Here is a 26802-nt window from a genome sequence, read left to right as displayed (position 1 = left end):
GTCGCTCCGCGCCGAATGACTGAACAGAAGTCAGCAGATATCGAGCGTTTGTGATCGCTCTCGCTTGACACGGTCGACTATGAGACTGCCCATGTCCCACTTTTGCCGTGTTCGCGAACTATTCGGGTTGTACGGGTTTGGCGACCGCCTCGCCCTTTTCGCTCCGTGCGTCGTCCTCGGCGGCGAGCCGTTCGGAGACCATGCCGACGATACGCCGCCCGCCGAACCCGGTGGCGATCAGACCGAGTCCGTCGAACAGCAGGGCGAGCGAGAAGAAGCAGCCGATGACGTACTTGCTGCTGCTCGGCCAGGAGGCCAGCACGAGGATGCCGAGGAGCAGGCCGAAGGCGCCCTGCACCAGCGTCCAGCCGAACTGCGTACCGCGCACCACCAGACTGCCGGCCAGCCGGAACACCCCGCCGGTCAGGAAGAGCAGCGCGGCGAACATGGTCAGGGCCTCGGCGGCCGCCTCGGGTCTGCGGATGACGACCACACCTGCCGCTATGTTCAGGGCCGCGACCATGACGCCGAGCCAGAAGAAGTTGGTGCCGCGCGCCTGGATCGCGTGCAGCAGGCCGACGGCGCCGCCGATCAGCAGCAGCCAGCCGAACAGCAGCATCGAGGTGAGCGTGGCCACCCCGGTGTAGATGAGCCCGACGAGTCCGGCGAGCACCAGGATCACGCCGAGCGCGGCCAGCCAGCCGAAGCCCCGGCTCAGCTTGGCGGTCTCGTCCTTGGCCATCGGCGCCTCCTCGCACGGGACCCCTGCCCGATCGTACGAGCGTCGGGGGCGGTTAGCATCCGGCCATGGAGCCCCAGCTGCTGTACAGCGTGACCGATTCGGTCGCCACCGTCGTCATCCACCATCCGGCCAAGCGCAACGCGATGACGGCCGCGATGTGGCGGGCGCTGCCGCCGCTGCTCGACACCCTCGCCGCCGACCAGGACGTACGGGCCCTGGTGCTCACCGGGGAGGGCGGGACGTTCTGCGCGGGGGCCGACATCTCCACGCTGCGGGGGTCGCCGGACGAGGCACAGGGGCTCGCGATGGCGGCCGAGGAGGCGCTCGCCGCCTTCCCGAAGCCGACGCTGGCGGCGATCCGCGGGCACTGCGTGGGCGGCGGTTCACAGCTCGCGGCGGCCTGCGATCTGCGGTTCGCGCAGGAGGGCTCGCTGTTCGGGGTGACCCCGGCCAAGCTGGGGATCGTGTATCCGGCCTCCTCCACCCGGAGGTTGGTGGCGCTGGTGGGGCCGGCCGCCACCAAGTACCTGCTGTTCTCCGGCGAGTTGATCGACACCGATCGGGCGCTGCGCACGGGGCTGGTCGACGAGGTGCTGCCGGAGGGCGAACTGGGCAAGCGGGTCGCGGAGTTCACCCGGATCCTGGTGTCCCGTTCGCAGTTGACGCAGGCCGCGGCGAAGGAGTTCGCCAACGGGGCCGTGGACCGGGACGGTCACTGGGCCGAGCAGGCACGCGGCAACGGCGACACCGCGGAGGGCGTCGCCGCGTTCCTGGAGCGCAGGCAGCCGCGCTTCACCTGGACTACTTCAGGATGAACCGGCTCTTGGAGCGGAACTCCTCGACGAGGTGCGCGGGAGCCTTCTGGGGCGAGCCGGCGTCGTAGGGCGGCTGCGGGTCGTACTCCGTCAACAGCTGTACCGCCTGGGCGTGTTCGTCGCCGGCGATCCGGCCGAGCAGGGTGAGCCCCATGTCGATGCCGGCGGAGACGCCGGCCGCGGTGACGTACTTGCCGTCGAGGACGACCCGCTCCCCCGTGGGCTCGGCCCCGAACTGCTTCAGGTGGTCCAGGGCGAGCCAGTGGGAGGTGGCGCGGCGGCCGTCGAGGAGTCCGGCGGCGGCCAGCAGCAGCGATCCGGTGCACACGGATGTCGTCCAGGTGCTGGTGGCGTCGGCGGTGCGCAGCCAGTCCAGGAGGGTCTCGTTCTCCATCTGCGGGGTCTGTCCGGGGCCGCCGGGGACGACCACGATGTCCGGGCTCGGCACGTCGGCGAGCGTGCGGTCGGCGGTGATGGCGAGGTTGCCGGTGTCGGCGCGGACGGGGCCCGTCCGCTCGGCGACGAAGAACAGTTCCGCGTCCGGGAGGCGGCCGAGGGTCTCGTAGGGTCCCACGGCGTCGAGGGCGGTGAAACGGTCGAACAGGACGATGGCGATCTGCATCGGGATCCTTTCGGTGGGTGGATGCCGGGGGAACCGGTCGGCATCTCGGTGGGCGGATGCCGGGGGAACCGACCGGCGCATCAGCGGGCAGGTGGCGGAGGGAACCGACCGGCATCTCGGTGGGCGGATGCCGGAGAAGACTCGGCGCCCTCAGCGGGCAGGTGCCGGGCGGAACCGGCGGCGGTACTCGGCCGGTGACGTTCCCAGGGCTTTGACGAAGGCGCGGCGCATGGTCTCGGAGGTGCCGTAGCCGCTGGCGCGGGAGATCTCCTCGACGCCGTCGGCGGTCTCCTCCAGGAGGCGGCGGGCGTGTTCGAGGCGGACCCGGTCGACGTAGCGGCCGGGGGTCATGCCCGTCTCCGCCTGGAAGGCGCGGGCGAAGTGGCGGGGCGAGAGGCGGGCGCGGGCGGCGAGCGACTCGACGTCCAGGTCACCGTCCGGATGCTCGGTGATCCACTGCTGGACCTCCCGCAGGGGCTCCCGCTGCGCGGTCTGCGCGGCGAGCTGGGCGCTGAACTGGGCCTGGTTGCCCGGTCTGCGCAGGAAGACCACCAGATGGCGGGCGATGGCGAGGGCGACGTCCCGGTCCAGGTCCTCCTCGACCAGCGCGAGGGCGAGGTCGATTCCGGAGGTGACACCGGCGGAGGTGGCGACCGTTCCGTCCCGGATGTAGATCGGGTCGGGTTCGACGTCGATCGCCGGGTGGTCGCGGGCGAGCCTGTCGCAGTACGCCCAGTGGGTCGTGACGCGCCGGCCGTCGAGCAGGCCCGCCTCGGCGAGCAGGATCGCGCCGGTGCAGACGGAGACGAGGCGCTCGGCACGCGGTCCGTTCGCGCGCAGCCAGTCGGTCAGGCGCGGGTCGGGACGGCGGGTGCCCTGACCGCCCGGGACCAGGAGGGTGTGCGGGGCGGGCGCGTCCGGGAGAGCCAGATCCGGTACGAGGGTCAGGCCGCTGGAGGTGCGCACGGGGGCGCCGTCCAGGGAGGCCGTACGGATGCGGTACGTGCCCGGGGTGTGCGTCTCGGCCCCGGCGAACACCTCCAGGGGGCCGGTGACATCGAGGCTCTGCACGTCGTCGAAGAGGACGACGAGGACGGTTCGCTGCGTCATGCACTCGATTCTGGGCGGGCCGGCAGATGGCCGCAATGACGAGTACCCCACCTTTCCTGCCACGTCCTTCCCGGCTCTGGATGACATACCAAGCGGTTGGTAACCTGCCGGGCATGACTACCGCCGCCATCGAGCTCCGGGCCGTCCGCCGCTGCGCGAATGTGCTCAACTCCCTGCACGCCACCTCCTACTTCGCGCCCGAACTGGGCAAGGAGCTGGCCGGGATCGGGATCACGCACCCCAGGGCCGCCAACTTCGCGGTGCGGGCCGCCGCCATGGGGCCGGTGGGCGCCGGGACGGTGACGGCGACGTTCTACAACTACAAGCACGAGCTCGTGGCCCGGTACGTCCCCGATGTGTGGGCCATGGCCTCGCCCGAGGCCGTCCTCGCGGCACGCGTGCGTGGCGTCGACGCGGCGCTGCGGCGGCTGCTCGGCGCGCAGACGCTTCTGTCACCGGAGATGGCGGAGGCCGCGGAGCTGGCGCTGCGCGCCACCGAGGCCTGTTCGCGCGGTGCTCGTCCGCTGTACGCGGCACACGCGGACCTGCCGGTGCCCGAGGAGCCGCACCTGGCGTACTTCCATGCCGCGACCCTGCTGCGCGAGCACCGCGGCGACGGCCATCTCGCCGCGCTGACGGCCGCGGAGCTGGGCGGCCTGGAGGCCATGGTGGCCCACACGGCGACCGGCAAGGGCATGAGCCCCAAGTGGGTGCTCACCACGCGCGGCTGGAGCCAGGACGAATGGGACGCGGCCGTCGGACGGCTCCAGGACCGCGGGCTCCTGGACGAGGCCGGTGAGCTGACCGAGCGGGGTGCGGCACTGCGCGAGGAGATCGAGAACGAGACGGACCGGCTGGACCGGGCACCGTACGAACACCTCGGCGCCACGGGCGTGGCACGGCTGACGGAACTCGGGGCGGGCTTCGCACGGGCGGCGTTGGCGGCGGGGGCGTATCCGGCGGACCTGATCGGGAAGGGCTGAGTCGCCCCCGTACGCCGGACGCATGCCGGGGCGGAGACGAGGTACTCGGGCTTCCCGGTCGCGTGGCCGGGTGACGAAAGGGGAAGTTCGTGTTCCGAGCGATCGCAGACGTGCTCCGGCAGATCGGCGGCGCCATAGCCACCGTCGTGACGCTGCCCTTCCGGGCGCTGGCCCGGCTGTTCGGCGGTGCCTCGGGCTCCACGCGGAGTCGCCGGGCCTGATGTCCGCGCCCTGATCCCCGCCTGTCGGTGCCACCTGCCACAATTGCCGCGCAACCTCTGTGAGAAGGCGGTACGGCATCGTGACGACACGCGAGCCCATCGACATCGGATCCATCGAAGGAAGGATCGCCGAGGAGCTCGGCGTTCGGGAGCGGCAGGTCAAGTCCGCCGTGGAACTGCTCGACGGCGGTTCGACGGTGCCCTTCATCGCCCGCTACCGCAAGGAAGCGACCGAGATGCTCGACGACGCGCAGCTGCGCACGATCGAGGAGCGGCTGCGCTATCTGCGGGAGCTGGAGGAGCGGCGGACGGCGATCCTGGAGTCGGTGCGCGAACAGGGCAAGCTCACCGAGGAGCTGGAGGCGCGGATCCGCGGCGCGGAGACCAAGGCGCGCCTCGAGGACATCTACCTGCCGTACAAGCCGAAGCGCAGGACCAAGGCGCAGATCGCCCGGGAGGCCGGTCTGGAGCCGCTCGCCGAGGGCCTGCTCGCGGACCCGGGCGTCGAACCGCTGGCCGCTGCCGCCGCGTTCGTCGACGCCGACAAGGGCGTGGCCGATCCGCAGGCCGCGCTCGACGGCGCACGGGCCATCCTCACCGAGCGGTTCTCCGAGGACGCCGACCTGATCGGCGAGCTGCGCGAGCGCATGTGGGTGCGTGGGCGCCTCGCCGCCAAGGTGAAGGACGGCAAGGAGGAGGCGGGCGCCAAGTTCGCCGACTACTTCGACTTCGCCGAGCCCTTCAAGCAGCTGCCCTCGCACCGCGTCCTGGCGATGCTGCGCGGCGAGAAGGAGGAGGTCCTCGACCTCGTCCTGGAGCCGGAGGAGCCTTCCGAGCAGCCCGGTCCGTCCTCGTACGAGGGGATGGTCGCCCACAGGTTCCAGATCGCCGACCGCGGCCGCCCCGGCGACAAGTGGCTCACGGACACCGTCCGTTGGGCCTGGCGCACCCGCATCCTGGTGCACCTCGGCATCGATCTGCGGCTGCGACTGCGCACCGCCGCCGAGGACGAGGCGGTGAACGTCTTCGCGGCGAACCTCCGCGACCTGCTGCTCGCCGCCCCCGCCGGCACGCGCTCGACGCTGGGCCTGGACCCCGGGTTCCGGACGGGCGTGAAGGTCGCCGTCGTCGACGCCACCGGCAAGGTCGTCGCCACCGACGTCATCTACCCGCACGTTCCGGCCAACAAGTGGGACGAGGCGATCGCCAAGCTGGCCCGCCTCGCCAAGGAGCACGCGGTCGACCTGATCGCGATCGGCAACGGCACGGCGTCCCGCGAGACCGACAAGCTCGCCGGTGAACTCATCACCAAGCACCCCGAGTTGCAGCTCACCAAGGTGATGGTGTCCGAGGCGGGCGCGTCCGTGTACTCGGCGTCGGCCTTCGCCTCGCAGGAACTGCCGGACATGGACGTGTCGCTGCGCGGCGCGGTGTCGATCGCCCGTCGTCTCCAGGACCCGCTGGCCGAGCTGGTGAAGATCGACCCGAAGTCCATCGGTGTCGGCCAGTACCAGCACGACCTGTCCGAGGTGAAGCTGTCGCGTTCGCTGGACGCGGTGGTGGAGGACTGTGTGAACGGCGTGGGGGTGGACGTCAACACGGCGTCGGCCCCGCTGCTCGCCCGGGTCTCCGGCATCACCTCCGGCCTCGCCGAGAACATCGTGGCGCACCGCGACGCCAACGGTCCCTTCACTTCGCGCACCGCGCTGAAGAAGGTGGCCCGGCTGGGCCCGAAGGCCTACGAGCAGTGCGCGGGCTTCCTGCGGATTCGCGGCGGCGACGACCCGCTGGACTCGTCCAGCGTGCACCCCGAGGCGTATCCGGTGGTCCGGCGCATGGTGAAGACGGCGGGCCAGGAGGTCGCCGCGCTCATCGGCAACACGGGTGTGCTGCGGTCGCTGCGGCCGCAGGACTTCGTGGACGAGACGTTCGGTCTCCCGACGGTCAGCGACATCCTCAAGGAGCTGGAGAAGCCGGGGCGCGACCCGCGGCCCGCGTTCAAGACGGCCACCTTCAAGGAGGGCGTCGAGAAGATCTCCGACCTGACGTCCGGGATGGTACTGGAGGGCGTCGTCACCAACGTGGCGGCCTTCGGGGCGTTCATCGACGTCGGTGTCCACCAGGACGGTCTCGCGCATGTCTCGGCGCTGTCGAAGACCTTCGTGAAGGACCCGCGGGACGTGGTGAAGCCGGGTGACATCGTCAAGGTGAAGGTCCTCGACATCGACATCCCGCGCAAGCGGATCTCGCTGACGCTGCGGCTGGACGACGAAGCGGCTCCGCAGGGTCAGCAGCAGGGTGGCGGGGGCGAGCGCCGGCAGCGGGGCGGACGTCCGCCCCAGCAGCGGCAGCAGGGCCAGCAGCGGCAGGGCGGTGGCCGTGGTGGTCAGGGGGGCGGTTCGCGTCAGGCGGCGCCTCCGCCGGCCAACAGCGCGATGGCGGATGCGTTGCGCAAGGCCGGGCTGCTCGATCCGAAGAAGGGCAAGCGCTGACGGCTTCGCCGATCGGGCTGTGGGGAAACTGCGGGGCCGTCGTGGCTGGTCCCGCAGTTCGCTGCGCCCTGAGGAGGGCGCTTCGCGCCCATCCCGTTGCGCCAGGTGCAGTAGCTTGACCGGCTGCCCGGATCCGGGCGGGGCGAAGCTGGGCGGGTCAGTCCGCTCCGTCCCGTCTGCCCCGGAGAGTCCATGTCCGTCCCCTCCAGATTCCGTCGCCGCACGGCCGTCGCCCTGATCGCGGCCTCTCTGGCCGCACTGTCACCGACCGCCGCCGTCGCCGCCACGCCTCCCGGACCGCGCCCCGACACCGGGCTCCATCAGCAGCTCGAGGACCTGGTCGACGCGCCCGGCGGTCCGCCCGGCGTCATCGCCGTGCTCCGGGACGGCAGAAACAGCCGGGTCCTCAAGGCCGGGGTCGCCGATGTCGACACCGGCCGTCGGCCCGCGCCCCACGACCACATGCGTATCGCCAGTACGGCCAAGGCCTTCAGCGGCGCGGTCGCGCTCTCCCTCGTCGACTGGAACACCCTGGACCTCGACGACACCCTCGGTGAGCGGCTGCCCCACCTGCCCAAGGCCTGGCACGCCGTGACTCTGCGCCAGCTGCTGCACCACACCAGCGGCCTGCCCGACTACTCGCAGAGCGCCGGGTTCCTGAAGATCGTCCTCGCCGACCCCCGGCACCGCTTCGACTCCCGCAAGCTGCTGGACTTCGCCGCCGGCGAACCCCTGCGGTTCGAGCCGGGCTCCCGGTACCAGTACTCCAACTCGGACAACATCGCCGTGGCCCTGATGGCGGAGGCGGCCACCCGCATCCCGTACGAACAACTGCTGCACAAGCTGGTGTACCGGCCGCTGGGCCTGCGCGACACCAGCCTGCCGCAGGGGTACCGGATGCCGAAGCCGTATCTGCACGGCTACGACGTGATCCCGCCCGACCCGCCCGTGGACGTGAGTGAGGTCCTGGGCATGTCCGGTGTGTGGGCCTCGGGCGGAATCGTCTCCACGCCCTCCGACATGACGCGCTTCATCCGCGGTTACGCCGAAGGACGGCTGTACGGCCCGCAGGTCGTGGAGCAGCAGCGCGACTGGATCCCCGGCAACTCCGAGCCGAAGGGACCCGGGCGCAACGACGCGGGGCTCGGCATCTTCCGCTACACCACCCGCTGCGGCGTGATGCTGGGGCACACCGGCAACACCCTCGGCTACACCCAGCTGATCGCGGCCACGCCGGACGGGCAGCGGTCACTGACGTTCTCGGTCACCACCCAGATCAACCAGGCCCAGAAGCCCGACCTGCTGCGCCGGATGCGCGCCGTCCAGGAGAACCTCGTCTGCGCGCTGCTGCGCCACCGGTCCTAGCGTTCGGTCACCTTGCCGTCCGCGACCTCCAGACGGCGGGTGACATGGACCGCGTCCAGCATGCGGCGGTCGTGAGTCACCAGGAGCAGCGTGCCCTCGTAGGCGTCGAGCGCCGACTCCAGCTGCTCGATGGCCGGGAGGTCGAGGTGGTTGGTCGGTTCGTCGAGGACCAGGAGGTTGACGCCCCGGCCCTGGAGCAGGGCCAGGGCGGACCTCGTGCGTTCGCCCGGGGAGAGCGTGGCCGCCGGGCGCAGGACGTGGTTCGCCTTCAGGCCGAACTTGGCCAGCAGGGTGCGGACCTCGGCCGGTTCCGTGTCGGGGACCGCGGCGCAGAAGGCGTCCAGCAGTGACTCGGTGCCGTGGAACAGCTTGCGGGCCTGGTCGACCTCGCCGACCAGGACGCCGGAGCCCAGCGAGGCGGTGCCCGCGTCGACCGGGACGCGGCCCAGCAGTGCCCCGAGCAGGGTCGACTTGCCGGCGCCGTTCGCACCGGTGACCGCCACCCGGTCCGCCCAGTCGATCTGGAGGGTCACCGGGCCGAGCACGAAGTCGCCGCGGCGGACCTCCGCCTCCCGCAGGGTCGCCACCACCGACCCCGAGCGCGGCGCCGAGGCGATCTCCATGCGCAGTTCCCACTCCTTGCGCGGCTCCTCGACGACCTCCAGGCGTTCGATCATGCGCTGGGTCTGGCGGGCCTTCGCGGCCTGCTTCTCGCTGGCCTCGCTGCGGAACTTGCGGCCGATCTTGTCGTTGTCGTTGCTCGCCTTGCGGCGCGCGTTCTTGACGCCCTTGTCCATCCAGGAGCGCTGGGTCTGCGCCCGGTCCTGGAGGGCCGCCTTCTTGTCGGCGTACTCCTCGAAGTCGTCGCGGGCGTGCCGGCGGGACACGTCGCGCTCCTCCAGATAGGCCTCGTAGCCGCCGCCGTAGATGTTGATCTGTCCCTGTGCGAGGTCGAGTTCGAGGACCTTGGTGACCGTGCGGGTGAGGAACTCGCGGTCGTGGCTGACGACGACCGTGCCGGCGCGCAGGCCGCTCACGAAGCGTTCCAGGCGCTCCAGGCCGTCCAGGTCGAGGTCGTTGGTCGGCTCGTCGAGGAGGAAGACGTCGTAGCGGGAGAGCAGCAGCGACGCGAGCCCCGCCCGTGCCGCCTGGCCGCCGGACAGGGACGTCATCGGCTGGTCCAGGTCCACCGCCAGGCCCAGTGAGTCGGCGACCTCGGCGGCGCGCTCGTCGAGGTCCGCGCCGCCGAGGTCGAGCCAGCGCTCCAGGCTCGTGGCGTACGCGTCGTCCGCGCCCGGCGCCCCGTCGACCAGTGCCTGGGTCGCCTCGTCCATGACCCGCTGGGCCTCGGCGACGCCGGTGCGGCGGGCCAGGAAGTCCCGGACCGTCTCGCCGGGGCGGCGCTCCGGCTCCTGAGGAAGGTGGCCGACGGTGGCCGTCGGCGGGGAGAGCCGGAGCTCGCCCTCCTCCGGCGTGGTCAGCCCGGCGAGCAGCCTGAGCAGGGTGGACTTGCCCGCTCCGTTGGCTCCGACCAGCCCGATGACGTCACCGGGCGCGACGACGAGGTCGAGCCCGGCGAACAGGGAGCGGTCGCCGTGGCCGGCGGCGAGATTCTTGGCGACGAGTGTGGCAGTCATGAGGGGATCGATCCTAGCGAGGTGCCCGAGGAGGCTTCCCGCGGATTCCGTGCCGGGGGCCGCGCCGCCGGCACGGCGGGACGACGACGCGACGACAGCGAAGCGACGGCGACACGCGCCGACCTCCCCCGGTAGGCCGCACTTTTACGGTCAACTTCCTTGCACCGCATGGTCACCCGACCCACGTCACCCCTTCAGGAGTTCTGCGATGAGTACGAAGACGGGTCCCCAGCGCTATCCGGGCGCGAGCCGGGCGAACTGGTATCAGGACGACTTCGGCGGTGATCCGATGGAGGTCAACGTCGTCGTCCTGCACACCACCGAGGGCCGTACCCTGCCCGGCTACGGCGGCGGTGGTTCCGCTCCGAACCTGACGGCGGTGCCGGACTTCGACGCCAAGAAGCTGAAGTGGTTCCAGCACTTCGACATCGAGACCTCGTCCAGGGCGCTGGTCAATCTGCGGGGCGGCGCGGAGACCAACACCGCGAACGTGTGCCAGGTCGAGCTGGTCGGCACCTGCGACCCCAAGACGCACAAGAAGTGGAAGGCCGCGGGCCAGGCGCACATCTACTGGCCCGAGGCCCCGGACTGGGCGCTGCAGGCCGTCGCCGGCTTCCTGGCCTGGATGCACGAGCAGCACGGCGTGCCGCTGTCGGGGCCGAAGGAGTGGCCCGCGTACCCGAGCTCGTTCGGCAAGGGCAACGGGGCCCGGATGACGGTCGCGGAGTGGAACAAGTTCAAGGGGATCTGCGGGCACCTCCACGTGGTCGAGAACGAGCACGGCGACCCGGGGGCGATCGACTTCGCCGCACTCCTCAAGTACGCCAAGGCCGAGCTGGACGTGGACGACGACACCCCCGCGCCCACCACGCCCGCCAAGCCGAAGATCCCGGCGTTCCCGGGACGCAAGTACTTCGTGGCCGGCGCCTCGAACAAGTACGTCCTCCAGCTCGGCAAGCAGCTGGTGAAGCGCGGTTTCGGCGATCACTACAAGGTCGGCCCCAGCAAGACGTGGGGTGAGGCGGACCAGCTCAACGTGCGGGACTTCCAGAAGTCCCGCAAGGAGCTGCGCGGCGATGCCGACGGCACCCCCGGTCCGCTGACCTGGCGCCTGCTGTTCTCCTGAGTGCCCGGGGCCCCCGCCGAGGCGGGGGCCCTCAGTGCGCCATCGCCTCGACCAGCACGCCCCCCGACGTCCGCGCCACCACGAACGACTCCCCCTTCACCGCCCTCGCGTCCAGCGCGATGCGATGCCGGCCCGCCTCCAGAACCCCGTCGAAGACCTCCTGGGCGTGGGTGCGGAAGAGCCGGTCGAGGCGGTACGCCGTGAGGCGCACCCGGCACGGCGAGGTGACCTCGACGCCCGCCTCACCGTCGGCGGCGACCAGCCGGGTCAGGCGGCGCTGTTCCTGCGGGCTGCGGTCGAGGGCGTGCTCGATCTGGGCGACGAGGAGGGGGACTATCGGGGCGAGACCGTCGACATAGGCCACCTCGACGCCGGCGCGTTCGAAGGACCGGCGTACGGCGGCACGTTCCTGCTGAGCTACCGCACGGCCGAAAGCGACGGCACCGTAGGCGCGCAGTTCGTCGGCGGACACGCCCTCGGCGTTTTGGGTGATGTCGGCGCCGATGCCGATGGTGCGCAGGGCGGCGGCGAGCTTGGCGAGGAGGGCGACGCGGGCACCGATCAGCAGGACGCGGCGGCGCGGGCTCGCGGAATCGGGTCCCAGCAGGGAGTCCAGGGCCTGTCGGTACTCGGGGCCGTGGAAGCGGAAGGGGCCGATGCCGTAGTAGCCGTTGAGCTCCAGGTCGGCGAACTCTTCGGTCTGCCAGGCGAAGTCCCGCCAGATGAAGTCGCCGTGCTCCTTCTCGATCACGGCGGTGACGGCACCGCACCCGAGGTCCTCGCACTCGGGACAGCCGTATATGACGTAGCGCCCGCCCGGAAGCGGGGCGTCCGTCTCCAGCAGCAGGCTGCGGACCTGGGCGGTGAAGATCGAGGGCGGTACGTCGGAGGCCAGTGGGGAGACGGCGTCGAGGTCGGAGAGTTGGAAGAGCAGCGGTCGTCCGTCGACGATGAAGTCCATGAAGTCCCGGTGGACCTGGTACTCACCGTTGACAAGGACTCCACCGGCACGCATCGCCGGTGCCAGGCCGAAGGTCGCGTACTCGGCAGACATGCTGCGAGTATTCCCGCAGCAAGCGCGCTCTGCGCACGGCATACGACATTCCGCTAACGTCCCGGTGTGGACAGTGAGCCGAGCAGCGATGTCGTGGTGGTCGGCGGTGGGGTGATCGGGCTGACGACGGCCGTGGTCCTGGCCGAGCGCGGCAGGCGAGTGCGGGTATGGACCCGAGATCCTGTCGAGCGCACCACCTCGTGGGTTGCGGGGGCGCTGTGGTGGCCGCGCCGGATCGAGCCGGTCGCGTCGGCCCGCGTGTGGGCGCTGCGCTCGCTGGAGGTGTACGAGGCGCTCGCGGCGGACCCGGACCGTACCGGCGTACGCATGGTCGAAGGAGTACTCGGCGAGGCGGATCTGGACGAGGCCACGGCCTGGGCGGGCCGGCGGCTGCCGGGTCTGCGGGCCGCCACGGCCGAGGAGTACGCCGGGCCGGGGGTGTGGGCACGGCTGCCGCTCGTCGACATGGCGGTCCATCTGCCCTGGCTGCGGCAGCGGTTGCTCGACGCGGGCGGGACGGTCGAGACGCGTACGGTGTCCGACCTCGTGTCGGTCGGGGCGCCGGTGGTGGTCAACTGCACGGGGCTGGGCGCGCGGGAGCTGGTGCCGGACGCCTCCGTGCGGCCGGTGCGCGGACAGTTGGTCGTCGTGGCGAATCCCGGCATCCGCACGTGGGTCGTGTCGACCGACGCCGACGGGGAGATGGCGTACTGCTTCCCGCATCCGGACCGGCTCATGCTGGGCGGTACCGCGGATGACGGGGTCTGGTCGACGGAGCCTGATCCGGCGGTGGCGGAGGCGATCGTACGGCGGTGTGCGGCGCTGCGGCCGGAGATCGCCGGGGCGCGGGTGCTGGGGCACAGGGTGGGGCTGCGGCCGGTGCGGGACGCGGTGCGTCTGGAGCGGGAACCGCTGGCGGGCGGAAGGGCTCTGGTGCACAACTACGGGCACGGCGGGGGCGGGGTGACCGTGGCATGGGGGTGCGCGGAGGAAGCGGCGGCGCTCGCCTCCTCCTAGACCTGCCCGGCGGAGCCTAACCGTGGTCGTGGCCCAGGGGGTCGCCCTCCGTCTCCGTGCCGGCGCCCGGTCCGACCCTGATCTCGAAGTCGCCGTCGTACCTCTTGTGGCCCTCGATCACGGCGAGTTCCACGGCCTCGGATCCCATCTCGCCGCGCACGATGACCGGGTCGCGGCGCAGATCGCGCATGAGGGCGACGCACATGCCGATCATCACGAGGACGAAGGGCGCGGCGGCCAGGATCGTGAGGTTCTGCAGACCGGTGAGCGCGTCGCCCTGGCCGCTGCCGACGAGCAGCATGATGGCGGCGACGGCCCCGGTCACGATGCCCCAGAACACGACGACGAACCGGCCCGGTTCGAGGGCGCCCCGCTGGGAGAGCGTGCCCATCACGATGGAGGCGGCGTCGGCGCCCGAGACGAAGAAGATGCCGACCAGGATCATCACGAGCAGGCTGGTGGCGGTCGCGATGGGGAACTCCTGGAGGACTCCGAAGAGTTGCCCCTCGGGGGTGTCGGCACCGCGGAGCGCACCGCCCTCCTTCAGCTTCATCGCCGTACCGCCGAAGACCGCGAACCAGACCAGGCTGACGGTGCTGGGCACGAGGATGACGCCGCCGACGAACTGCCGGATGGTGCGGCCGCGGCTGATGCGGGCGATGAACATGCCGACGAACGGCGTCCAGGAGATCCACCAGGCCCAGTAGAAGACGGTCCAGCTGCCGAGCCAGTCCGCGACGCCCTCGCCGCCGCTGGCCTCGGTGCGGCCGGCGAGCTGGGGCAGGTCGCCGAGGTAGGCGAAGATCGAGGTGGGCAGCAGATCGAGGACGATGATCGTGGGGCCCGCGGTGAACACGAACACGGCGAGGATCAGCGCGAGCACCATGTTGGTGTTCGACAGCCACTGGATGCCCTTCTCCACACCGGAGACCGCCGAGGCCACGAAGGCCAGGGTCAGCACGGCGATGATGGCGACGAGCAGCCCCTCGCTGACGTCGTCCATCCAGTCCAGCTCCTGGAATCCGGAGCCGATCTGGAGGGCGCCCAGACCCAGCGAGGCCGCCGAGCCGAAGATGGTGGCGATGATCGCGAGGATGTCGATCACCCGGCCCGCGGTGCCGTTGGCGTGCTTCTCACCGATGAGCGGGGTGAAAACCGCGCTGATGGTCTGGCGGCGGCGTTTGCGGTAGGTGCTGTAGGCGATGCCGAGGCCGACCACCGCGTAGATCGCCCAGGGGTGCAGCGTCCAGTGGAAGAGGGTGGTGGCCATCGCCGTCTCCATGCGTTCCGCGGAGTCGGCGGGGGTGGTGCCCGGCGGTGGGGTCGTGTAGTGCGAGAGCGGTTCGCTCACGCCGTAGAACATCAGGCCGATGCCCATGCCGGCGCTGAACATCATCGCGACCCAGGACACCGTCTTGAACTCGGGTTCCTCGCCCTCGGCGCCGAGGTGGATACGGCCGTAGCGGCTGACCGCGAGCCACAGGGCGAAGACGACGAAGCAGGAGGCCGCCAGCATGAAGGCCCAACCGCCGTTGTGGATCAGGCCGTTGAGCATCTTCGTGGAGACGCTCTCCAGCGAGTCCGTCGCCGTCGAGCCCCAGATCACGAAGGCCACGGTGATGACGGCGGTGACGCCGAACACCACGCGGTCGGTGGTGTGGGGGCCGCGAACGTCCGAGGGACCTTCCCGGCCACCCCTCTTCTTCAAGTCTTCCGTCATGTGCGGCACCTTCTCCCGAAAATCATGGTTACGAAGTACCACAGGTGCCGCTGATCGATGCCGCTTCAGCAGTCGGTGTCGGGCTCCCCGGCCGTGAGGTGGTACGGGGCGCGTTCGTCGAGGAGCAGCGGGACGAGGGCGCGCAGGGGCTGGCGGAGGGGGACGTAGGGGCCCTTGGTCCGCACTCCGTGCAGGGCGAGTTCGTCCTTGACCTCCAAGTACTGGGCGTCGGTGAGCCGATAGCCGCAGGGCGGGTCCTGGATCACCTCGGCGGGTTCGGGCGGGTCGTTGTCGGCGCCGCCGACGTAGACGGGTCCGGTGTCGGCCCAGCCCTCGTGGCGGGCCGTGCCGGTCGCCGCCTCGATCCGGCCGCGACGCTCGTCGGCGAAGCCGAACAGGCCTTTCAGCGCGGCCAGTTGGGAGCTGACCCGGCGCCGGTTGTTCGTCGCCTCGTCGACGTCCGCGAGCGCGTCGACGCGGCTCTCGATGAGCAGGCCGACCGCGTGCTTGATGCCGGACATGTTCCGCAGGATGCGTTCCTGGCCGTCACCGGCGGTCTGTCTGATCGGATCGCCCGTGACGGGGTCGGTCCAGATGCCGTACGTGCCGGTCGTGTACCCGGCGTGCTGTGCGGCGGGGCGGACGTACGCCCGGGACAGGGTCTCGGCCTCGTCGTGGACCGCCTCGTCCGTGTTGAGGTTGCGGGGCCAGAGGTCGAAGAGGTCCTTGTCGTAGTACGGGGGCGTGGCGCCGTACTCGTGCAGGTCGTAGATGACATCGGGCTGCCGGTCGCGGATCACGGCGGCCAGGGCCCGCCCCTCGGCCGTCTGCAGGGCGAGGTGGTCGCGGTTGACGTCGATGCCGTCGCTGTTGCCGCGGGTGTCGGCGGCCCGGCCGTCGGGGTTGGCGGTGGGCACGACGAGCAGGGTGGTGCGGTCCAGGAAGCGCCGGGTGCCGGCGTCCTTCGCGTACGCCAGGTCGCGGACCTTGGAGAGACAGGCCTCGCGGCCGGACGGCTCGTCGCCGTGCTGGCTGCAGATGAGGAGCACCTTGTTCGGGGCGCCCTGTCTGCCCAGGCGGACCAGTTGCAGGGGGCGGCCCTGCTTCGTCGTACCGATGCGGGCGAGGGAGACCCGGTCGCTCCCCGCGTCGACGGCCGCCAGGAAGTCCTGTTCCTCCGTCCCGCCGGTCCAGCGGGCACCGTCGTACTGCTCGAAACCGGTCCGCGGCGGGGATTCGGTCGCGTGGGCCGGCACGGCGACCAGGGATGCGGCCAGGGCCGCCGTGCTCAGGGTGAGGGCTCGGATCATCGGCCTGCCCCCGGGACGCGCTGGAGGGTCCGCGGTGCCGTCACGCCGTCGAGCGGCGCGGTCTGCGGTACGGCGGTGGCGGCGCCCTTCGTGGCGTGCGCGAACGCCGAGGCGCCGCCGACGAACGGGACGCGCGCCGAGGTGCGGGACAGGTCGATCGTGAGCGTCGGGGTGGTCGACGGCGGGTCGATCAGATCCTTGTCCGTGCCCGCGACGATCAGGGCCAGGCGGTGACCGGCAGGGACGACATGGTCGGTGGCCGCCAGGTCGACGGTGATGGTGTACGCCTTGCCCGGGGTGAGCGGGACGCCCTTGCCGGGGTCGGCGTAGGTGCCGAGGTCGGCCCAGCCGCGGCTGACGACCGTGTAGTCGACGTCGGCGGTCTTGGCCCGGGTCTCCTTGAAGCAGGCGCTGTCACCGGCGGTGCTCGCGCCCCAGCAGGTGCGGTCGGTCAGCGTGGTGATGCCCTCGCCGGCGGTCGCGTAGTCGCGGATGGTGGCGGGGCCGAGGTCCACGAGGACGGCGGAGAGGTGGGCCGTCGAGGTGGTCGGGGTGGCGGTGACGGTCACCTTCGAGGAGCCGGCCAGACGCAGGTCCCGGGTGAGGGCGCCGGTGGTGAAGCCCGCCTTCTCGGGGGTGGACGTGTCGATCCGCGCGGACCAGTCGGTCTCGCTCAGCGCCGGGTCGTCGGTGAAGGTCTCGGTGCCGCGGTCGCGGGTCAGGCCGAGGGTGCCGACGCCGGGTCGGTCTCCCTGGGCGGGGCGCAGGGTCGCGGTGCTCGTGCCGCGCGGGGGCCAGGTCTTGGAGGTGACCCACTGGTCGGGGTGGCGTTCTATGTCGGCCATCGGCTCGCGGTCGATGCCGTTGTCGTAGCCGAGGAGTTCGTGGTCGAACCAGCGGTGCAGGGTGTCGACCCACTCGGCGCGACGGAAGTCGAAGGGGTCGACGTGGCCGGTCTGGGAGAGCCAGATCTTGCGCTCGACGCCGTTCCTGCCGAGGGCGTCCCACCACTGGCCGAGGTGCCGCATACGGACGTTGAGGTCCTGCTGGCCATGGATGGCGAAGACGCTCGCCTTCACCTTGGAGGCGTCCTTGAGGTAGTCCCGCTCGGTCCACAGGCCGGTCCAGTCGCCGGTGCGCGGGGCGCCGTCGATGAGCTTCTGCTGGACGGCGTCGCACTTGGCCTGGGCGTCGGGGCTGTTGACGTAGGTGGCCAGCCAGTCGGGGCCGGAGTCGTAGAGCGGGGCGCCCTGCTGGAAGTAGTAGTCGTACCAGGAGGAGATGGCGCTGATCGGGACGATCGTCTTGAGGCCCTTGACGCCGGTGGCGGCGACGCCGTTGGCGATGGTGCCGTCCCAGCTCTTGCCGATCATGCCGGTCCGGCCGTTGGTCCAGGTGGCCTTGGTCTTGGCGCTCCCGGTGCGGCTCGTGTAGGCGGTGGCTCGGCCATTGAGCCAGTCGACCACTGCCTTGGCCGAGAGGACGTCCGAGCGGCCGCCGACGTCGTCGCAGCCGTCGGAGCGGTTGGTGCCGGCGAGGTCGACTCCGACGAAGGCGTAGCCGCGCGGCACGAAGTAGTTGTCGTAGAACAGCGGCATCTGGACGACGTCGCCGTTCGCGTCGTACGTCTTGCGCTGGCCCTCATTGCCGCGCCCGCAGCAGGAGTAGTACGGGCTGGCGTCCATGACGACCGGCACCTTGCGGCCCTGCTGGGCGAGTTCGCGGGGGCGGACGATGTCGACGGCCACGCGGTCGCTCCTGCCGTCGCCGTCCCCGTCGAGTCCGGTGTCCACCCAGACGGCCTCACGGACCGCGTTCTCGTACGAGTAGACGGGTCGGCTCTCACGCGGGGCGGCCTGTGCGACGACGGGCGTGAGGAACGTGGCCAGCAGGGCGGCGGTGGCCGCCGTCGCGAGCGTTCTCCAGATCGTGAAGCGCGTGCGTATCGGCATGGCGCGGACGGTACAACGGTCAACTCCCGCGCAAAAGAGGGCCGATCGGGGCGGGCGGGATGTGGCTGGAAAGGTGCGTGGGGCGTGATCGCTCATGACGGCCGAATGGCGATCGTGTGACAGGGGCGGCTGTGGACACGCCTGTGCCCACAGGTGATGAATAGGCTCCGAACAGACTTCGTGCCCCTACGACTTGGAGCTTTCGTGCACCGCAGACTCATCGCGCCCGGCGCACTGGCCGCCGCGTCCGTCCTGCTGGCGATCCCGGCGTCGGCCGCGAGCCACTCCCCCGGCGCGCCGGGCATCGGCGACCCCTACTACCCGGCCTACGGCAACGGCGGATACGACGTCTCCCACTACGATCTGCGGCTGAAGTACCAGCCGGCGACGGACGAACTGGAGGGCACGGCGACCCTCCTGGCCCGCACCACCCAGGATCTGTCGCGCTTCAACCTGGACTTCCTGCTGGACGTCGACGAGGTGCGGGTCAACGGCGCGAAGGCGTCGTTCACCACGTCCGGTGAGCACGAGCTGGAGATCACGCCGAAGACACCGCTGGCCAAGGGCACGGCCGTCACCGTGGTCGTGGGCTACAGCGGGGTGCCGTCGTCGAAGCAGGCGTACGGCTTCACCAGCTGGCACCGCACCCCGGACGGCGGGGTCGGCGCCAACGAGCCCGAGGCCGCCTGGTGGTGGTTCCCCAGCAACGACCACCCGCTCGACAAGGCCACCTACGACGTGTCCGTGCTGGTTCCGGACGGCACCCAGGCCATCTCCAACGGCACGCTCCAGTCGACGAGTTCACGCCTCGGCTGGACCCGCTTCAACTGGCGGTCCAACAAGCCGCAGGCCACCTATCTGGCGACGCTGGCCGTCGGGAAGTTCGACATCACCACGGGCCGGACCGAGAGCGGGATCCCGGTCGTCAACGCCTACAGCAAGGACCTCGGCGACAACGCCGGTGCCGCGCGGGCGAGCATCGAGCGGACCGGGGAGGTCGCCGACTGGCTGAGCGAGTACTTCGGGCCGTACCCCTTCAACGCGCTCGGCGGGTATGTGCCGAACACGAACACCGGGTACGCGCTGGAGACGCAGACCCGGCCCTTCTACAGCCCGCGCCAGTTCGCGAACGGCTCCAACACCTCCGTGGTCGTGCACGAGCTGGCCCACCAGTGGTACGGCGACCTCGTCTCCGTCGCCGGATGGAAGGACATCTGGATCAACGAGGGCTTCGCCCGATACGCGCAGTGGCTGTGGTCCGAGCACGAGGACGAGGGCACGGCACAGGAGATCGCGGACTACGTGTACGCCTCGCACCCGGCCGACGACGCCTTCTGGACGGTGAAGCCCGGCGACCCGGGGCCGGAGAACCAGTTCGACATCGCCGTCTACGACCGGGGCGCGCTGGCCCTGCAGGCGCTGCGCCACGAAATCGGGGACGACGCCTTCTTCGCGGTGCTGAAGGGCTGGCCGCAGAAGTACGCGTACGGCAACGCGACGGTCGCCGACTTCCGGAAGTACGCCGAGGAGGTGTCGGGGCAGTCGCTGTCGGCGCTCTTCGACACATGGCTGTTCCAGCCGTCGAAGCCCACCGCCCCTGCGGCGGCTGACGCGTCCATCGCCAGGACAGCCGAGGCCGGGGCGCCGCCGGTGCAGCCGAAGTCGTGGAAGAAGATCGCCGCGACGAACGACGTGCACGAGCACTAGGTCCCCGAGTGCGGCGGGGCGGTCCGTTTCACCCTTCGACCCCGGTCGAGGTGTGGGCCGCCCCGACCGGCTTGGACTCCGGCGAGCCGCGCTGTCTGAGGTAGACGGACAGGACGGCCATGGACGCCACGGCGAGGAACTCGGACTGCCAGTTCTGCAGGGTCCGGCTCCAGAAGTCCGCCGAACCGACGTAGCCTCCCCAGCCGATGGGCGCCTGGAGCTGCCGAAGCTGTTCCTCGTTGTAGGCGGCGACACCGGTGATCGACTGGGACAGCCATGACAGGGCGAACAGCGTGCCCATCACCAGGCCGAGGGAGTGCGAGTAGACGTGCCGCCGGAATCCGCGCCCACGGGCCCAGCGCGGTGAATACCGGTGGGCGTATCTGCCCACCTGCTGGGCCTTGTCGGACTCCGTTCCGGCTTTGTGCATTTCCTTCGATTCGGGGGAACCCCGCTGCAGGAGCCACACGGTCGCGGTGATGTAGAGGAAGAACTGCAGATACTCGGACTGCCAGTTCTCCGTCACGTCGACGGCGAAGTCGGACGACATGAGGTATTCGCCGAATCCGACCTGGGCCAGTCCGTCGGTGGCCAGCTGGTTGTTGAACTCCGCGTGGCCCGCGATCGCCTGTCCCACGAGAGCCAGCAGGAATGCGATGCCGAAGCCGAGGCCCAGTCCGTTGTCGCGGAGGAATCCGCGCGTTCTCGTGGTCACCGGTTCATCAGCCCCACCGCACTGAAATAGACGAGGCCGCCGAGGACGAGGACCAGACAGAGCGTGAACATGATCCGCATACGCCCTCAGCCTCCCTGGAGCGTGCACTGGTAGGGCCGGCCCGAGCGAGGGACGCATCCGGCGGCGACGACTTTCCAGCCGTCCGCGAACCGCGACAGGAACAACGTGTCCGATTCGAGGACGACGCGGGCCTGTCTGCCGTAGACGTCCGTGGCGCGGATCTCGCCGCCGAGGGGTATTTCCTGAGCGGCGACGGCCTTCTCGCAATCCGCTTTCTCGGACTCCTCCAATGCGCCGCGGGTCTCCGGTGCGAGTGCCCCGCACAGACCTTCGGCGTCGTCGGAACTGAGCAGGCGCTCGAATCCGGTCGCCGCGGTGGAGGCCGCCGAGTCCCGCTGTCCGGCACTGTCACAAGCACCGAGAACCAGTCCGCAGAGGGACAGGATTACCAGCGTGCCGAGGCGGCGCACCTTTCTCACATGAGCCGGGTACCCGATTCCTCCGCGGGCAAAAAGCCGGCCACACGGGCGTGGAGTGCGTCCCGGTCGATCGCGTCCGTCTCCGTCGAGGGCACCGTGCAGGCGTGGGCGCCGGCGACCGCGCCGTACAGGGCGCACCGGTGCGGGGGCTCGCCGGACAGCCTGCCGTACAGGAACGCGGCCGCGAAGGCGTCGCCCGCTCCGTTGGAGTCCACGACCGGCGCGGGCGGTGTGACCGCGGGGATCCGGGTCAGCTCGTCGTCGGCCAGCAGATACGCGCCCTCGGCCCCCGCGGTGGCGACGACGACCTCGGCGCGGCCGCGCTCGACGATGCGGCGCATGGTGCGCTCGGGGTCGGTCAGGGCGGTGGCGGAGAGGAAGACCACGTCGGCCGTGTACGCGAACGGCTCGTGGTGCGGGTTCTCGCCGTCCCAGTCGTGCAGGTCGGTCGAGATGCTCACGCCGGAGTCGCGCAGTGCGGGCAGGGCGTGGGCGCAGGACTGGGTGATCGACACGTGGGCGTGCCGGCTGGCCGTGGCGAGTTCCCGGACGGTCGACTCCGGCAGTCGGTCTTCGGGGTGGCCGCGGCTGGTGTCGTACAGGGACAGCCGACGGCCGTCGGGGCTGACGAGGTTGACCGCGCGCTTGGTGCCGGCCGGCTGTGGGACGGCGGTGAGCGCGATGCCCTTGTCCCGGTGCAGGGCGCGGACGAGGTCGCCCTCGGGGTCGTCGCCGAGCATGTCGATGTGGTGGGTGCGCAGGCCGAGCGAGCTGAGCGCGACGGCGACGAAGTCCCCGGTCTGGCCCGCGCGGGTGCGGATCCCGGAGTCGATCATGTAGCTGTCGGCGTACGGCAACGGCAGCTCCGGCACGTACACGATGGTGTCGACGCCCGCGCCGCCCAGTACCAGAACGTCGGTGTCCCTGCTCAACTCCGGCCCTCCCCATGGTCGTAGACCGTGACCGCGATCCCCTTCCCGACCAGCCGCTCCCTGACGAGCGGCTCGACACGGGACCACTTGCCTCCGGCCAGTCCGCACCCTATCCGCGGCATGTCGCTCCCGCTGGGTGGGCGGGGATCTTTCGCCGTAGGCCATCCGGACAGTGACTTTCTGCGGGCCGTCGGTGGCTGGTCGCGCAGTTCCCCGCGCCCCTTCGGGGGCGCGACTACCCGCTGCACGACGTCAGGCGCACGACCGCGCAGACATGGGCAATCACGGGGATCAGCAGCAGGGTCCTGCGGCCGACCTTGGGGTCGTTGGCCATCATGCCGAGGCAGGCCAGGAGGAAGGCGATCGTGGTGTGGGCGGCCTGTGCCGTGTCCACGACGTCCTTGCTCACGAGTGGTACCGCTCTCTGGTGCGCCCGAGCGGATCGCGCTCGGGTATCCGGACGTACGTATGGCCCGGGACAGATCGCATGATCGACAGGGGTGCTCGCGAGGTTTCACAGCACTGGTGAGACAGCGATACTGCTGCACATGACGACCGAACCCACCGAGATCGACGCGACCGACCTCACGATCGACGAGCTGGCCGCGCGGGCGGGCGTCACGGTCCGCACGGTGCGCTTCTACGGCACCAAGGGGCTGCTGCCGCCGCCGGTGATCGGTCCGCGGCGGGTGGGGCACTACGGGCAGGAGCACCTCTCCCGGCTCGCGCTGATCGAGGAGCTCCAGCACCAGGGGATGACGCTGGCGGCGATCGAGCGGTATCTGCGTCAGCTGCCACCGGGCCTGAGCCCGCACGACCTCGCGATCCACCGTGCGGTCGTGGCCTCCTGGGCGCCGGACACCGCGCAGAGCGCCACCCGCGGGGAGCTGGAGCAGCGGGCGGGGCGGCCGCTCACAGACGCGGACGTGGAGCGGCTGGCCGCGATGAACGTCGTACGGGCGGACGGCGACGGCTACCACTTCGACTCGGGGCTGCTGCGGCTCGGCGTCCAACTGCTCGACGTACCCCTGTCCTTGGAGTCGATCCTCGCTGCGCGCGGCGTGCTCATCGAGCATGCGCGGGCCGCGGCGCACGAGTTGGCGGAGCTGTTCCGGGGCGAGGTGTCGGAGCGCGACACACAGGACGTGAGGTCGCTGTCCGCCCATATGCACCCGATCGTGGTGCAGGCGCTGCTGACCACCTTCCAGCGGTCGTTGAGGGAAGAGCTCAGCGAATGGGTTCCGTCCGCGTCCGGTCCCTCACAAGTAGGCTGATCCTCCCGACACGTTGAGGGTCTGCCCGGTCAGGAAGCCGCTGCCCTCGTCGACCACGTACAGCAGCGTCGAGACCAGGTCGGCGGGCTCCTGGGTGCGGGTGACGGCCTGGCGGTCGCGCACGAACGCGAAGCCGCCGTCCGCGCCGACCGTCCGTTCGGCGGTGGCGGTGCGGACCATGGTGGGCGCGATGGCGTTGACGGTGATCCCGTACGGGGCGAGCGCGGCGGCGAGTGCGCGAGTGAAACCGATCAGACCCATCTTCGAGGCGACGTAGGGGACCATCGTGGGCGGCGCGGTGAACACGGCCGCGGAGGCGATGTTGACGATACGACCCCACCCGGCCGCCTTCAGATAGGGCAGCGCGGCCTGCGTCACCAGGAACGGGGCCTCCAGGTTGACGCGCAGGACGTGCCGCCACTCCTCGGCGGTCGTCTCCTCGAAGGGCTTCGACGGGTAGACGCCGGCGTTGTTGACGACGACGTGCAGGGTGCCGAACTGGTCGATGACACGCTCCAGTTCGGCCCGGACGACCTCCTCGTCGGTGACGTCTCCCACCAGTTCCACGTAGTCGAGGATCCGGCCCGCGGTCTGTGGCTGCGGGACGAGATCGAACCCTGCGACCCGGTATCCGCGCCCTGCCAGCGCTACGGCGAACTCCTGCCCGAGGCCCTGTGCCGCTCCGGTCACCAGGGCGGTACGCGTCTCCATGGGCCGAGTGTGATGACCCGTCAGGCGCCCGGCAAGCGCGCATTCCACTCGCTGGAACGCCCGTGTTGCCGCCCGCGCCCCCTGGGGCCGACGCTGCGGCCAGTCGCCCGTGGGGGCGGCCTTCAGCTGCCGCCGTACGGGAGCCGTGCCCGATGACCGAGACCGAGCGTGCCGTGGACGACGCCGAGCGCGCCCGCGAACAGGACCCCGCACCCCGACGGCAGTGGCCGCTGCCGCGCCGGCTGGTGCGGGACGAGCTGGGCGTCCTGCTCGTGCTGGGGCTGCTCGTGCTGGCGATCGGCATCCCGTACCCGGACTTCTTCGACACGGACAACCTGCTGTCCACCGCCCACAACTCGGTCTACATCTCGCTGATGGCGTGCGGCATGGTCTTCGCGCTCGCCATGCGCGAGGTCGACCTGTCGGTGGGCGGCACCTAGCCAGGTCGCGGGCCAGCTGGCCCGGCAGGACCAGGGTGCGGGGGGTGAGACGGTGCAGGGTGCGGTGGGGCGGTCGGGGGTCCAGGGCGAGGAAGACCTTGCCGGTGGCGGTGCAGTGGGCGGGGAGGCGGCCGCCGGTGCGGGAGACGATCGGGGTGGCCCGTCGGCCCGTGATCTTCTCCAGGAACAGGGTGTCGGTGCCGTCCGGGACGGCGAGGTGGACGTTCTCGTGGGTGGCCTCGTGCAGGTCGCCCAGGTACGGCAGCGCCGCGTCCCGCAGTTCGCACACCGATGGCGCGGACTGGCCGAGGACGAAGAGCCCCAGGCCGATGCGGTAGCGGCCGTCCGGGGTGCGTTCGACCAGGCCGAGCCGGACCAGTTCGCCGATCAGCCGGTGCGCGGTGGGTTTCGGCAGCCCGGTGCGCAGGGCGAGTTCGGCGAGGGTGAGGGCGGTCCCGGAGTCCCCGCAGGCACGCAGCAGGGTCACTCCGCGTGCGAGTACCGACTTGGGCAGAGGACCGTCGTCCGTCATGGACCGAATGGTGATGCCTGGGTGTGCGGGTGGCAAGGTGTGCGTCGCTGTGAGTGGCGGATCACCGCCTCGGCCGCGGGCGCGGTTCCCCCCACGGTTGTGGCTCATTGCCTCAGTGGTACGTCGACCAGCAGTGGACCCTTCAACTTCCCTGCCCCGGCGACCAGTTCGCGCAGATGCTTCGCGCTCTCGGCGCGGACCGCCTCGACGCCGAAGAAGGCGGCCGCGCGGGTGAAGTCCAGGGGGCCGATTTCGGTGCCGGGGCACAGGCCCGGGCCGCCCATCGCCTCGTAGGTGTCCTGGAGGGTGCGGTAGACGCCGTTGTTCATGACCACGAACAGGACGGGGGACGACTGGCGGGCGGCGCTCCACAGTCCCTGGAGTCCGAACAGGGCGCAGCCGTCGCCGAGTACGGCGACCACGGGGCGTCCCGGCTCGGCGAGCGCGCGGCCGACGGCGGCGCCGATGCCCCAGCCCAGGCCGCCGCCGACGGTGTGGGTGTAGCTGCCGGGGCGGTCCAGGCGTACGAGACGACGGAGCAACAGCCCTACGGTGATGGCCTCTTCGACGATCGCCGCGCCGGGCGGCAGACCCCGGGCGACGGCGTGGGCGGCGGCCCAGGGGGCGAGCGGGGCCGGGGAGTACGCGGCGCGGGCGGCGGACTCGGCGCGGTCGCGGTCCGCGGCGTGCTGTTCGCCGGTGCGCAGGACGCGGCCCTTGGCGGTGTGGGCGGGCACGCGTTCGCGCAGGAGGTCGGCGAGGCGGTGCAGGGAGGGGCCGAGGGAGCCGACCAGCCCGGTTTCGGCGGGGAAGTTGCGGCCGATCTCGTCGGGGTCGGAGTCGAGTTGGACGACGGTGACGCCGGGCGGCAGTGCGGGGCCCGGGGTGTAGTGGTGCGGGGTGAAGGCGTGGGCGCCGGCGATCAGCAGGACGTCGTGCGGGGCGAGTGCGGCGCGGATGGCGTCGTGGCGGGGCGGCAGCATCCCGGCGTAGAGGGGATGGGTGGTCGGGAAGTTCAGGCAGTCGGCCATGGGCTGGTGGTGCACGGTCGCGCCGCAGGCCTCCGCCGCGCGGACCAGGGCGGCGACGGCGTCCTCGCGGCCGACGCCGTCGCCGGCGACGATCGCGGGGCGGGCGGCGCCGCCGAGCAGGACGGCGGCGCGTTCGATGCCGGGGGCCGGTCCTGGCGGGGGCGGCGGGGTGCGGGCCGGGACCTCGACCTCGATGTCCTCGGCGAACACGTCCATGGGGATGGACAGGAACACCGGTCCCGCGGGCGGGCGTACGGCGAGGGCGAAGGCCCGGCGTAACGCCAGCGGCAGGTCGCGGGCGTGCTGGACGTCGTACGCCGCCTTCACCGCGGGCGTCGCGAGGCCGACGAGGTCGCCGGTGAGCATGGGGTCCTGCTGGAGGTGGCGGCGGTCCTGCTGGCCGGCCGCCGCGACGAGGGGGGTGCGGGAGCGGCGGGCGTTGAGGAGGCCGATGAGGCCGTTGGCGAGGCCCGCGGCGACGTGCAGGCTCACGAAGGCGGGGCGGCCGGTGGCGCGTGCGTAGCCGTCGGCCATCGAGACGACGGCGCCCTCGTGCACCCCGAGGACGTACTCGGGGGCGTCCTCGGTCTCCTTGAGCGCGGCCAGGAAGGGGAGTTCGGTGGTGCCGGGGTTGCCGAAGACCCGGTCCACGCCCTCGCCGCGGAGGATGTCCAGGAAGGCGAGGGCGGGACGGGTTCCCATGGGGGGCTCCTCGGTGGGGACGGGGACGGGTTCGCAGGTCAGCGTCGGCGTTCCGTCCCCCGGGGAGCAAGCGCGTCGTGTCGCTCAGCGGT

24 protein-coding genes and 2 pseudogenes are annotated in these 26802 nt (G+C 71.2%); 10 read left to right on the top strand and 16 right to left on the bottom strand.

Annotated elements, in window-relative coordinates; all coding sequences use genetic code 11:
* Positions 1 to 118: 118 nt before the first annotated feature.
* Positions 119 to 742 carry an HdeD family acid-resistance protein gene (locus OHU89_RS40800; protein WP_405650148.1) on the bottom strand — a complete coding sequence of 208 codons (624 nt, stop codon included), beginning with the start codon at positions 740 to 742 and terminating at the stop codon, positions 119 to 121.
* 65 nt (positions 743 to 807) lie between these two features.
* Between OHU89_RS40800 and OHU89_RS40795 the strand changes: the two genes are divergently transcribed.
* Positions 808 to 1557: an enoyl-CoA hydratase/isomerase family protein gene (locus OHU89_RS40795; protein WP_405650147.1), complete on the top strand. Its 750-nt coding sequence runs from the start codon at positions 808 to 810 to the stop codon at positions 1555 to 1557.
* On the opposite strand, the gene OHU89_RS40790 is transcribed toward OHU89_RS40795, so the two are convergent.
* Together OHU89_RS40790 and OHU89_RS40785 are read right to left on the bottom strand one after the other, a co-directional pair.
* Positions 1544 to 2179, bottom strand: coding sequence for a DJ-1/PfpI family protein (locus tag OHU89_RS40790; RefSeq protein ID WP_405650146.1), 636 nt, complete (start codon positions 2177 to 2179; stop codon positions 1544 to 1546). The genes OHU89_RS40795 and OHU89_RS40790 overlap by 14 nt on opposite strands.
* Before the next feature lie 150 nt (positions 2180 to 2329).
* A complete protein-coding gene (locus OHU89_RS40785) occupies positions 2330 to 3289 on the bottom strand; it encodes a GlxA family transcriptional regulator (protein ID WP_405650144.1) in 960 nt (319 codons plus the stop codon).
* 113 nt (positions 3290 to 3402) lie between these two features.
* Between OHU89_RS40785 and OHU89_RS40780 the strand changes: the two genes are divergently transcribed.
* From OHU89_RS40780 to OHU89_RS40765, 4 genes are all read left to right on the top strand, one after another.
* A complete protein-coding gene (locus OHU89_RS40780; RefSeq protein WP_405650142.1) occupies positions 3403 to 4272 on the top strand; it encodes an SCO6745 family protein in 870 nt (289 codons plus the stop codon).
* An 89-nt stretch (positions 4273 to 4361) separates the two neighbouring features.
* Entirely contained in the window at positions 4362 to 4493 is a 132-nt protein-coding gene (locus tag OHU89_RS40775) for an LPFR motif small protein (RefSeq protein ID WP_252100555.1), read from the top strand.
* 80 nt (positions 4494 to 4573) lie between these two features.
* A complete protein-coding gene (locus OHU89_RS40770) occupies positions 4574 to 6985 on the top strand; it encodes a Tex family protein (RefSeq protein WP_405650140.1) in 2412 nt (803 codons plus the stop codon).
* A 192-nt stretch (positions 6986 to 7177) separates the two neighbouring features.
* Positions 7178 to 8350: a serine hydrolase domain-containing protein gene (locus tag OHU89_RS40765; protein WP_405650138.1), complete on the top strand. Its 1173-nt coding sequence runs from the start codon at positions 7178 to 7180 to the stop codon at positions 8348 to 8350.
* Here the strand turns inward: OHU89_RS40765 and OHU89_RS40760 are convergent.
* A complete protein-coding gene (locus tag OHU89_RS40760) occupies positions 8347 to 9987 on the bottom strand; it encodes an ABC-F family ATP-binding cassette domain-containing protein (protein WP_405650137.1) in 1641 nt (546 codons plus the stop codon). The two genes, OHU89_RS40765 and OHU89_RS40760, sit on opposite strands and share 4 nt — an antisense overlap.
* Before the next feature lie 208 nt (positions 9988 to 10195).
* Between OHU89_RS40760 and OHU89_RS40755 the strand changes: the two genes are divergently transcribed.
* Positions 10196 to 11113: a peptidoglycan-binding protein gene (locus tag OHU89_RS40755; protein WP_405650136.1), complete on the top strand. Its 918-nt coding sequence runs from the start codon at positions 10196 to 10198 to the stop codon at positions 11111 to 11113.
* 31 nt (positions 11114 to 11144) lie between these two features.
* On the opposite strand, the gene OHU89_RS40750 is transcribed toward OHU89_RS40755, so the two are convergent.
* Positions 11145 to 12167 carry an oxidoreductase gene (locus OHU89_RS40750; RefSeq protein ID WP_405650135.1) on the bottom strand — a complete coding sequence of 341 codons (1023 nt, stop codon included), beginning with the start codon at positions 12165 to 12167 and terminating at the stop codon, positions 11145 to 11147.
* A gap of 66 nt (positions 12168 to 12233) precedes the next feature.
* On the opposite strand from OHU89_RS40750, the gene OHU89_RS40745 reads away from it, so the two are divergent.
* The gene (locus OHU89_RS40745) at positions 12234 to 13184 is read left to right on the top strand and encodes an FAD-dependent oxidoreductase (protein WP_405650133.1); all 951 of its coding nucleotides are present in this window, start codon (positions 12234 to 12236) and stop codon (positions 13182 to 13184) included.
* 16 nt (positions 13185 to 13200) lie between these two features.
* Here OHU89_RS40745 and OHU89_RS40740 read toward each other — a convergent pair whose 3' ends face one another.
* The 3 genes from OHU89_RS40740 to OHU89_RS40730 form a co-directional block, all read right to left on the bottom strand.
* Entirely contained in the window at positions 13201 to 14904 is a 1704-nt protein-coding gene (locus tag OHU89_RS40740) for a BCCT family transporter (RefSeq protein WP_405650132.1), read from the bottom strand.
* A 65-nt stretch (positions 14905 to 14969) separates the two neighbouring features.
* On the bottom strand, positions 14970 to 16214 hold the full coding sequence (locus tag OHU89_RS40735) for a M14 family metallocarboxypeptidase (protein ID WP_405650130.1): 1245 nt from the start codon (positions 16212 to 16214) through the stop codon (positions 14970 to 14972).
* Positions 16211 to 18166, bottom strand: coding sequence for a Xaa-Pro dipeptidyl-peptidase (locus tag OHU89_RS40730; protein ID WP_405650128.1), 1956 nt, complete (start codon positions 18164 to 18166; stop codon positions 16211 to 16213). The genes OHU89_RS40735 and OHU89_RS40730 overlap by 4 nt, the downstream gene beginning before the upstream one ends.
* 204 nt (positions 18167 to 18370) lie before the next feature.
* Here OHU89_RS40730 and OHU89_RS40725 point away from each other — a divergent pair, with 204 nt between their 5' ends.
* A complete protein-coding gene (locus OHU89_RS40725) occupies positions 18371 to 19873 on the top strand; it encodes a M1 family metallopeptidase (protein ID WP_405650126.1) in 1503 nt (500 codons plus the stop codon).
* A 28-nt stretch (positions 19874 to 19901) separates the two neighbouring features.
* On the opposite strand, the gene OHU89_RS40720 is transcribed toward OHU89_RS40725, so the two are convergent.
* The 5 genes and pseudogenes from OHU89_RS40720 to OHU89_RS40700 all read right to left on the bottom strand — a co-directional run bounded on the left by OHU89_RS40720 (position 19902) and on the right by OHU89_RS40700 (position 22429).
* The gene (locus OHU89_RS40720; RefSeq protein ID WP_405650124.1) at positions 19902 to 20588 is read right to left on the bottom strand and encodes a DUF6766 family protein; all 687 of its coding nucleotides are present in this window, start codon (positions 20586 to 20588) and stop codon (positions 19902 to 19904) included.
* 86 nt (positions 20589 to 20674) lie between these two features.
* Positions 20675 to 21088, bottom strand: coding sequence for a hypothetical protein (locus tag OHU89_RS40715; protein ID WP_405650122.1), 414 nt, complete (start codon positions 21086 to 21088; stop codon positions 20675 to 20677).
* On the bottom strand, positions 21085 to 22020 hold the full coding sequence (locus tag OHU89_RS40710) for an adenosine kinase (protein WP_405650121.1): 936 nt from the start codon (positions 22018 to 22020) through the stop codon (positions 21085 to 21087). The genes OHU89_RS40715 and OHU89_RS40710 overlap by 4 nt, the downstream gene beginning before the upstream one ends.
* Positions 22017 to 22142: pseudogene (locus tag OHU89_RS40705) on the bottom strand (Appr-1-p processing protein); the annotation flags it as partial. The gene OHU89_RS40710 and the pseudogene OHU89_RS40705, both read right to left, overlap by 4 nt.
* A 113-nt stretch (positions 22143 to 22255) precedes the next feature.
* Positions 22256 to 22429: a hypothetical protein gene (locus OHU89_RS40700; RefSeq protein WP_405650119.1), complete on the bottom strand. Its 174-nt coding sequence runs from the start codon at positions 22427 to 22429 to the stop codon at positions 22256 to 22258.
* A gap of 139 nt (positions 22430 to 22568) precedes the next feature.
* On the opposite strand from OHU89_RS40700, the gene OHU89_RS40695 reads away from it, so the two are divergent.
* Positions 22569 to 23294 (top strand): MerR family transcriptional regulator, encoded by a 726-nt coding sequence (locus tag OHU89_RS40695; RefSeq protein WP_405650118.1) that lies wholly within the window; start codon positions 22569 to 22571, stop codon positions 23292 to 23294.
* On the opposite strand, the gene OHU89_RS40690 is transcribed toward OHU89_RS40695, so the two are convergent.
* Positions 23280 to 24005, bottom strand: a complete 726-nt coding sequence (locus tag OHU89_RS40690; RefSeq protein ID WP_405654864.1) for an SDR family NAD(P)-dependent oxidoreductase — start codon at positions 24003 to 24005, stop codon at positions 23280 to 23282. The two genes, OHU89_RS40695 and OHU89_RS40690, sit on opposite strands and share 15 nt — an antisense overlap.
* 152 nt (positions 24006 to 24157) lie before the next feature.
* Here OHU89_RS40690 and OHU89_RS40685 point away from each other — a divergent pair, with 152 nt between their 5' ends.
* Positions 24158 to 24445: a hypothetical protein gene (locus tag OHU89_RS40685; RefSeq protein ID WP_405655118.1), complete on the top strand. Its 288-nt coding sequence runs from the start codon at positions 24158 to 24160 to the stop codon at positions 24443 to 24445.
* A 49-nt stretch (positions 24446 to 24494) separates the two neighbouring features.
* Here the strand turns inward: OHU89_RS40685 and OHU89_RS40680 are convergent.
* Positions 24495 to 24977 (bottom strand): annotated as a pseudogene (locus OHU89_RS40680) (IclR family transcriptional regulator); the annotation flags it as partial.
* Positions 24978 to 25081: 104 nt separating this feature from the next.
* Positions 25082 to 26710 (bottom strand): thiamine pyrophosphate-binding protein, encoded by a 1629-nt coding sequence (locus OHU89_RS40675; protein WP_405650117.1) that lies wholly within the window; start codon positions 26708 to 26710, stop codon positions 25082 to 25084.
* Positions 26711 to 26802 lie beyond the last annotated feature (92 nt).

The organism is Streptomyces sp. NBC_00019, from assembly GCF_045041015.1.
Classification (GTDB): Bacteria; Actinomycetota; Actinomycetes; order Streptomycetales; family Streptomycetaceae; genus Streptomyces.
This window is presented reverse-complemented; position numbering and strand designations above follow the sequence as displayed.

Excerpts from the sequence above, each read along its gene's own strand:
- OHU89_RS40800 (WP_405650148.1), bottom strand. The coding sequence starts at position 742 with ATGGCCAAGGACGAGACCGCCAAGCTGAGCCGGGGCTTCGGCTGGCTG.
- OHU89_RS40795 (WP_405650147.1), top strand. The coding sequence starts at position 808 with ATGGAGCCCCAGCTGCTGTACAGCGTGACCGATTCGGTCGCCACCGTC.
- OHU89_RS40790 (WP_405650146.1), bottom strand. The coding sequence starts at position 2,179 with ATGCAGATCGCCATCGTCCTGTTCGACCGTTTCACCGCCCTCGACGCC.
- OHU89_RS40785 (WP_405650144.1), bottom strand. The coding sequence starts at position 3,289 with ATGACGCAGCGAACCGTCCTCGTCGTCCTCTTCGACGACGTGCAGAGC.
- OHU89_RS40780 (WP_405650142.1), top strand. The coding sequence starts at position 3,403 with ATGACTACCGCCGCCATCGAGCTCCGGGCCGTCCGCCGCTGCGCGAAT.
- OHU89_RS40765 (WP_405650138.1), top strand. The coding sequence starts at position 7,178 with ATGTCCGTCCCCTCCAGATTCCGTCGCCGCACGGCCGTCGCCCTGATC.
- OHU89_RS40760 (WP_405650137.1), bottom strand. The coding sequence starts at position 9,987 with ATGACTGCCACACTCGTCGCCAAGAATCTCGCCGCCGGCCACGGCGAC.
- OHU89_RS40755 (WP_405650136.1), top strand. The coding sequence starts at position 10,196 with ATGAGTACGAAGACGGGTCCCCAGCGCTATCCGGGCGCGAGCCGGGCG.
- OHU89_RS40750 (WP_405650135.1), bottom strand. The coding sequence starts at position 12,167 with ATGTCTGCCGAGTACGCGACCTTCGGCCTGGCACCGGCGATGCGTGCC.
- OHU89_RS40740 (WP_405650132.1), bottom strand. The coding sequence starts at position 14,904 with ATGACGGAAGACTTGAAGAAGAGGGGTGGCCGGGAAGGTCCCTCGGAC.
- OHU89_RS40735 (WP_405650130.1), bottom strand. The coding sequence starts at position 16,214 with ATGATCCGAGCCCTCACCCTGAGCACGGCGGCCCTGGCCGCATCCCTG.
- OHU89_RS40730 (WP_405650128.1), bottom strand. The coding sequence starts at position 18,166 with ATGCCGATACGCACGCGCTTCACGATCTGGAGAACGCTCGCGACGGCG.
- OHU89_RS40695 (WP_405650118.1), top strand. The coding sequence starts at position 22,569 with ATGACGACCGAACCCACCGAGATCGACGCGACCGACCTCACGATCGAC.
- OHU89_RS40690 (WP_405654864.1), bottom strand. The coding sequence starts at position 24,005 with ATGGAGACGCGTACCGCCCTGGTGACCGGAGCGGCACAGGGCCTCGGG.
- OHU89_RS40685 (WP_405655118.1), top strand. The coding sequence starts at position 24,158 with ATGACCGAGACCGAGCGTGCCGTGGACGACGCCGAGCGCGCCCGCGAA.
- OHU89_RS40675 (WP_405650117.1), bottom strand. The coding sequence starts at position 26,710 with ATGGGAACCCGTCCCGCCCTCGCCTTCCTGGACATCCTCCGCGGCGAG.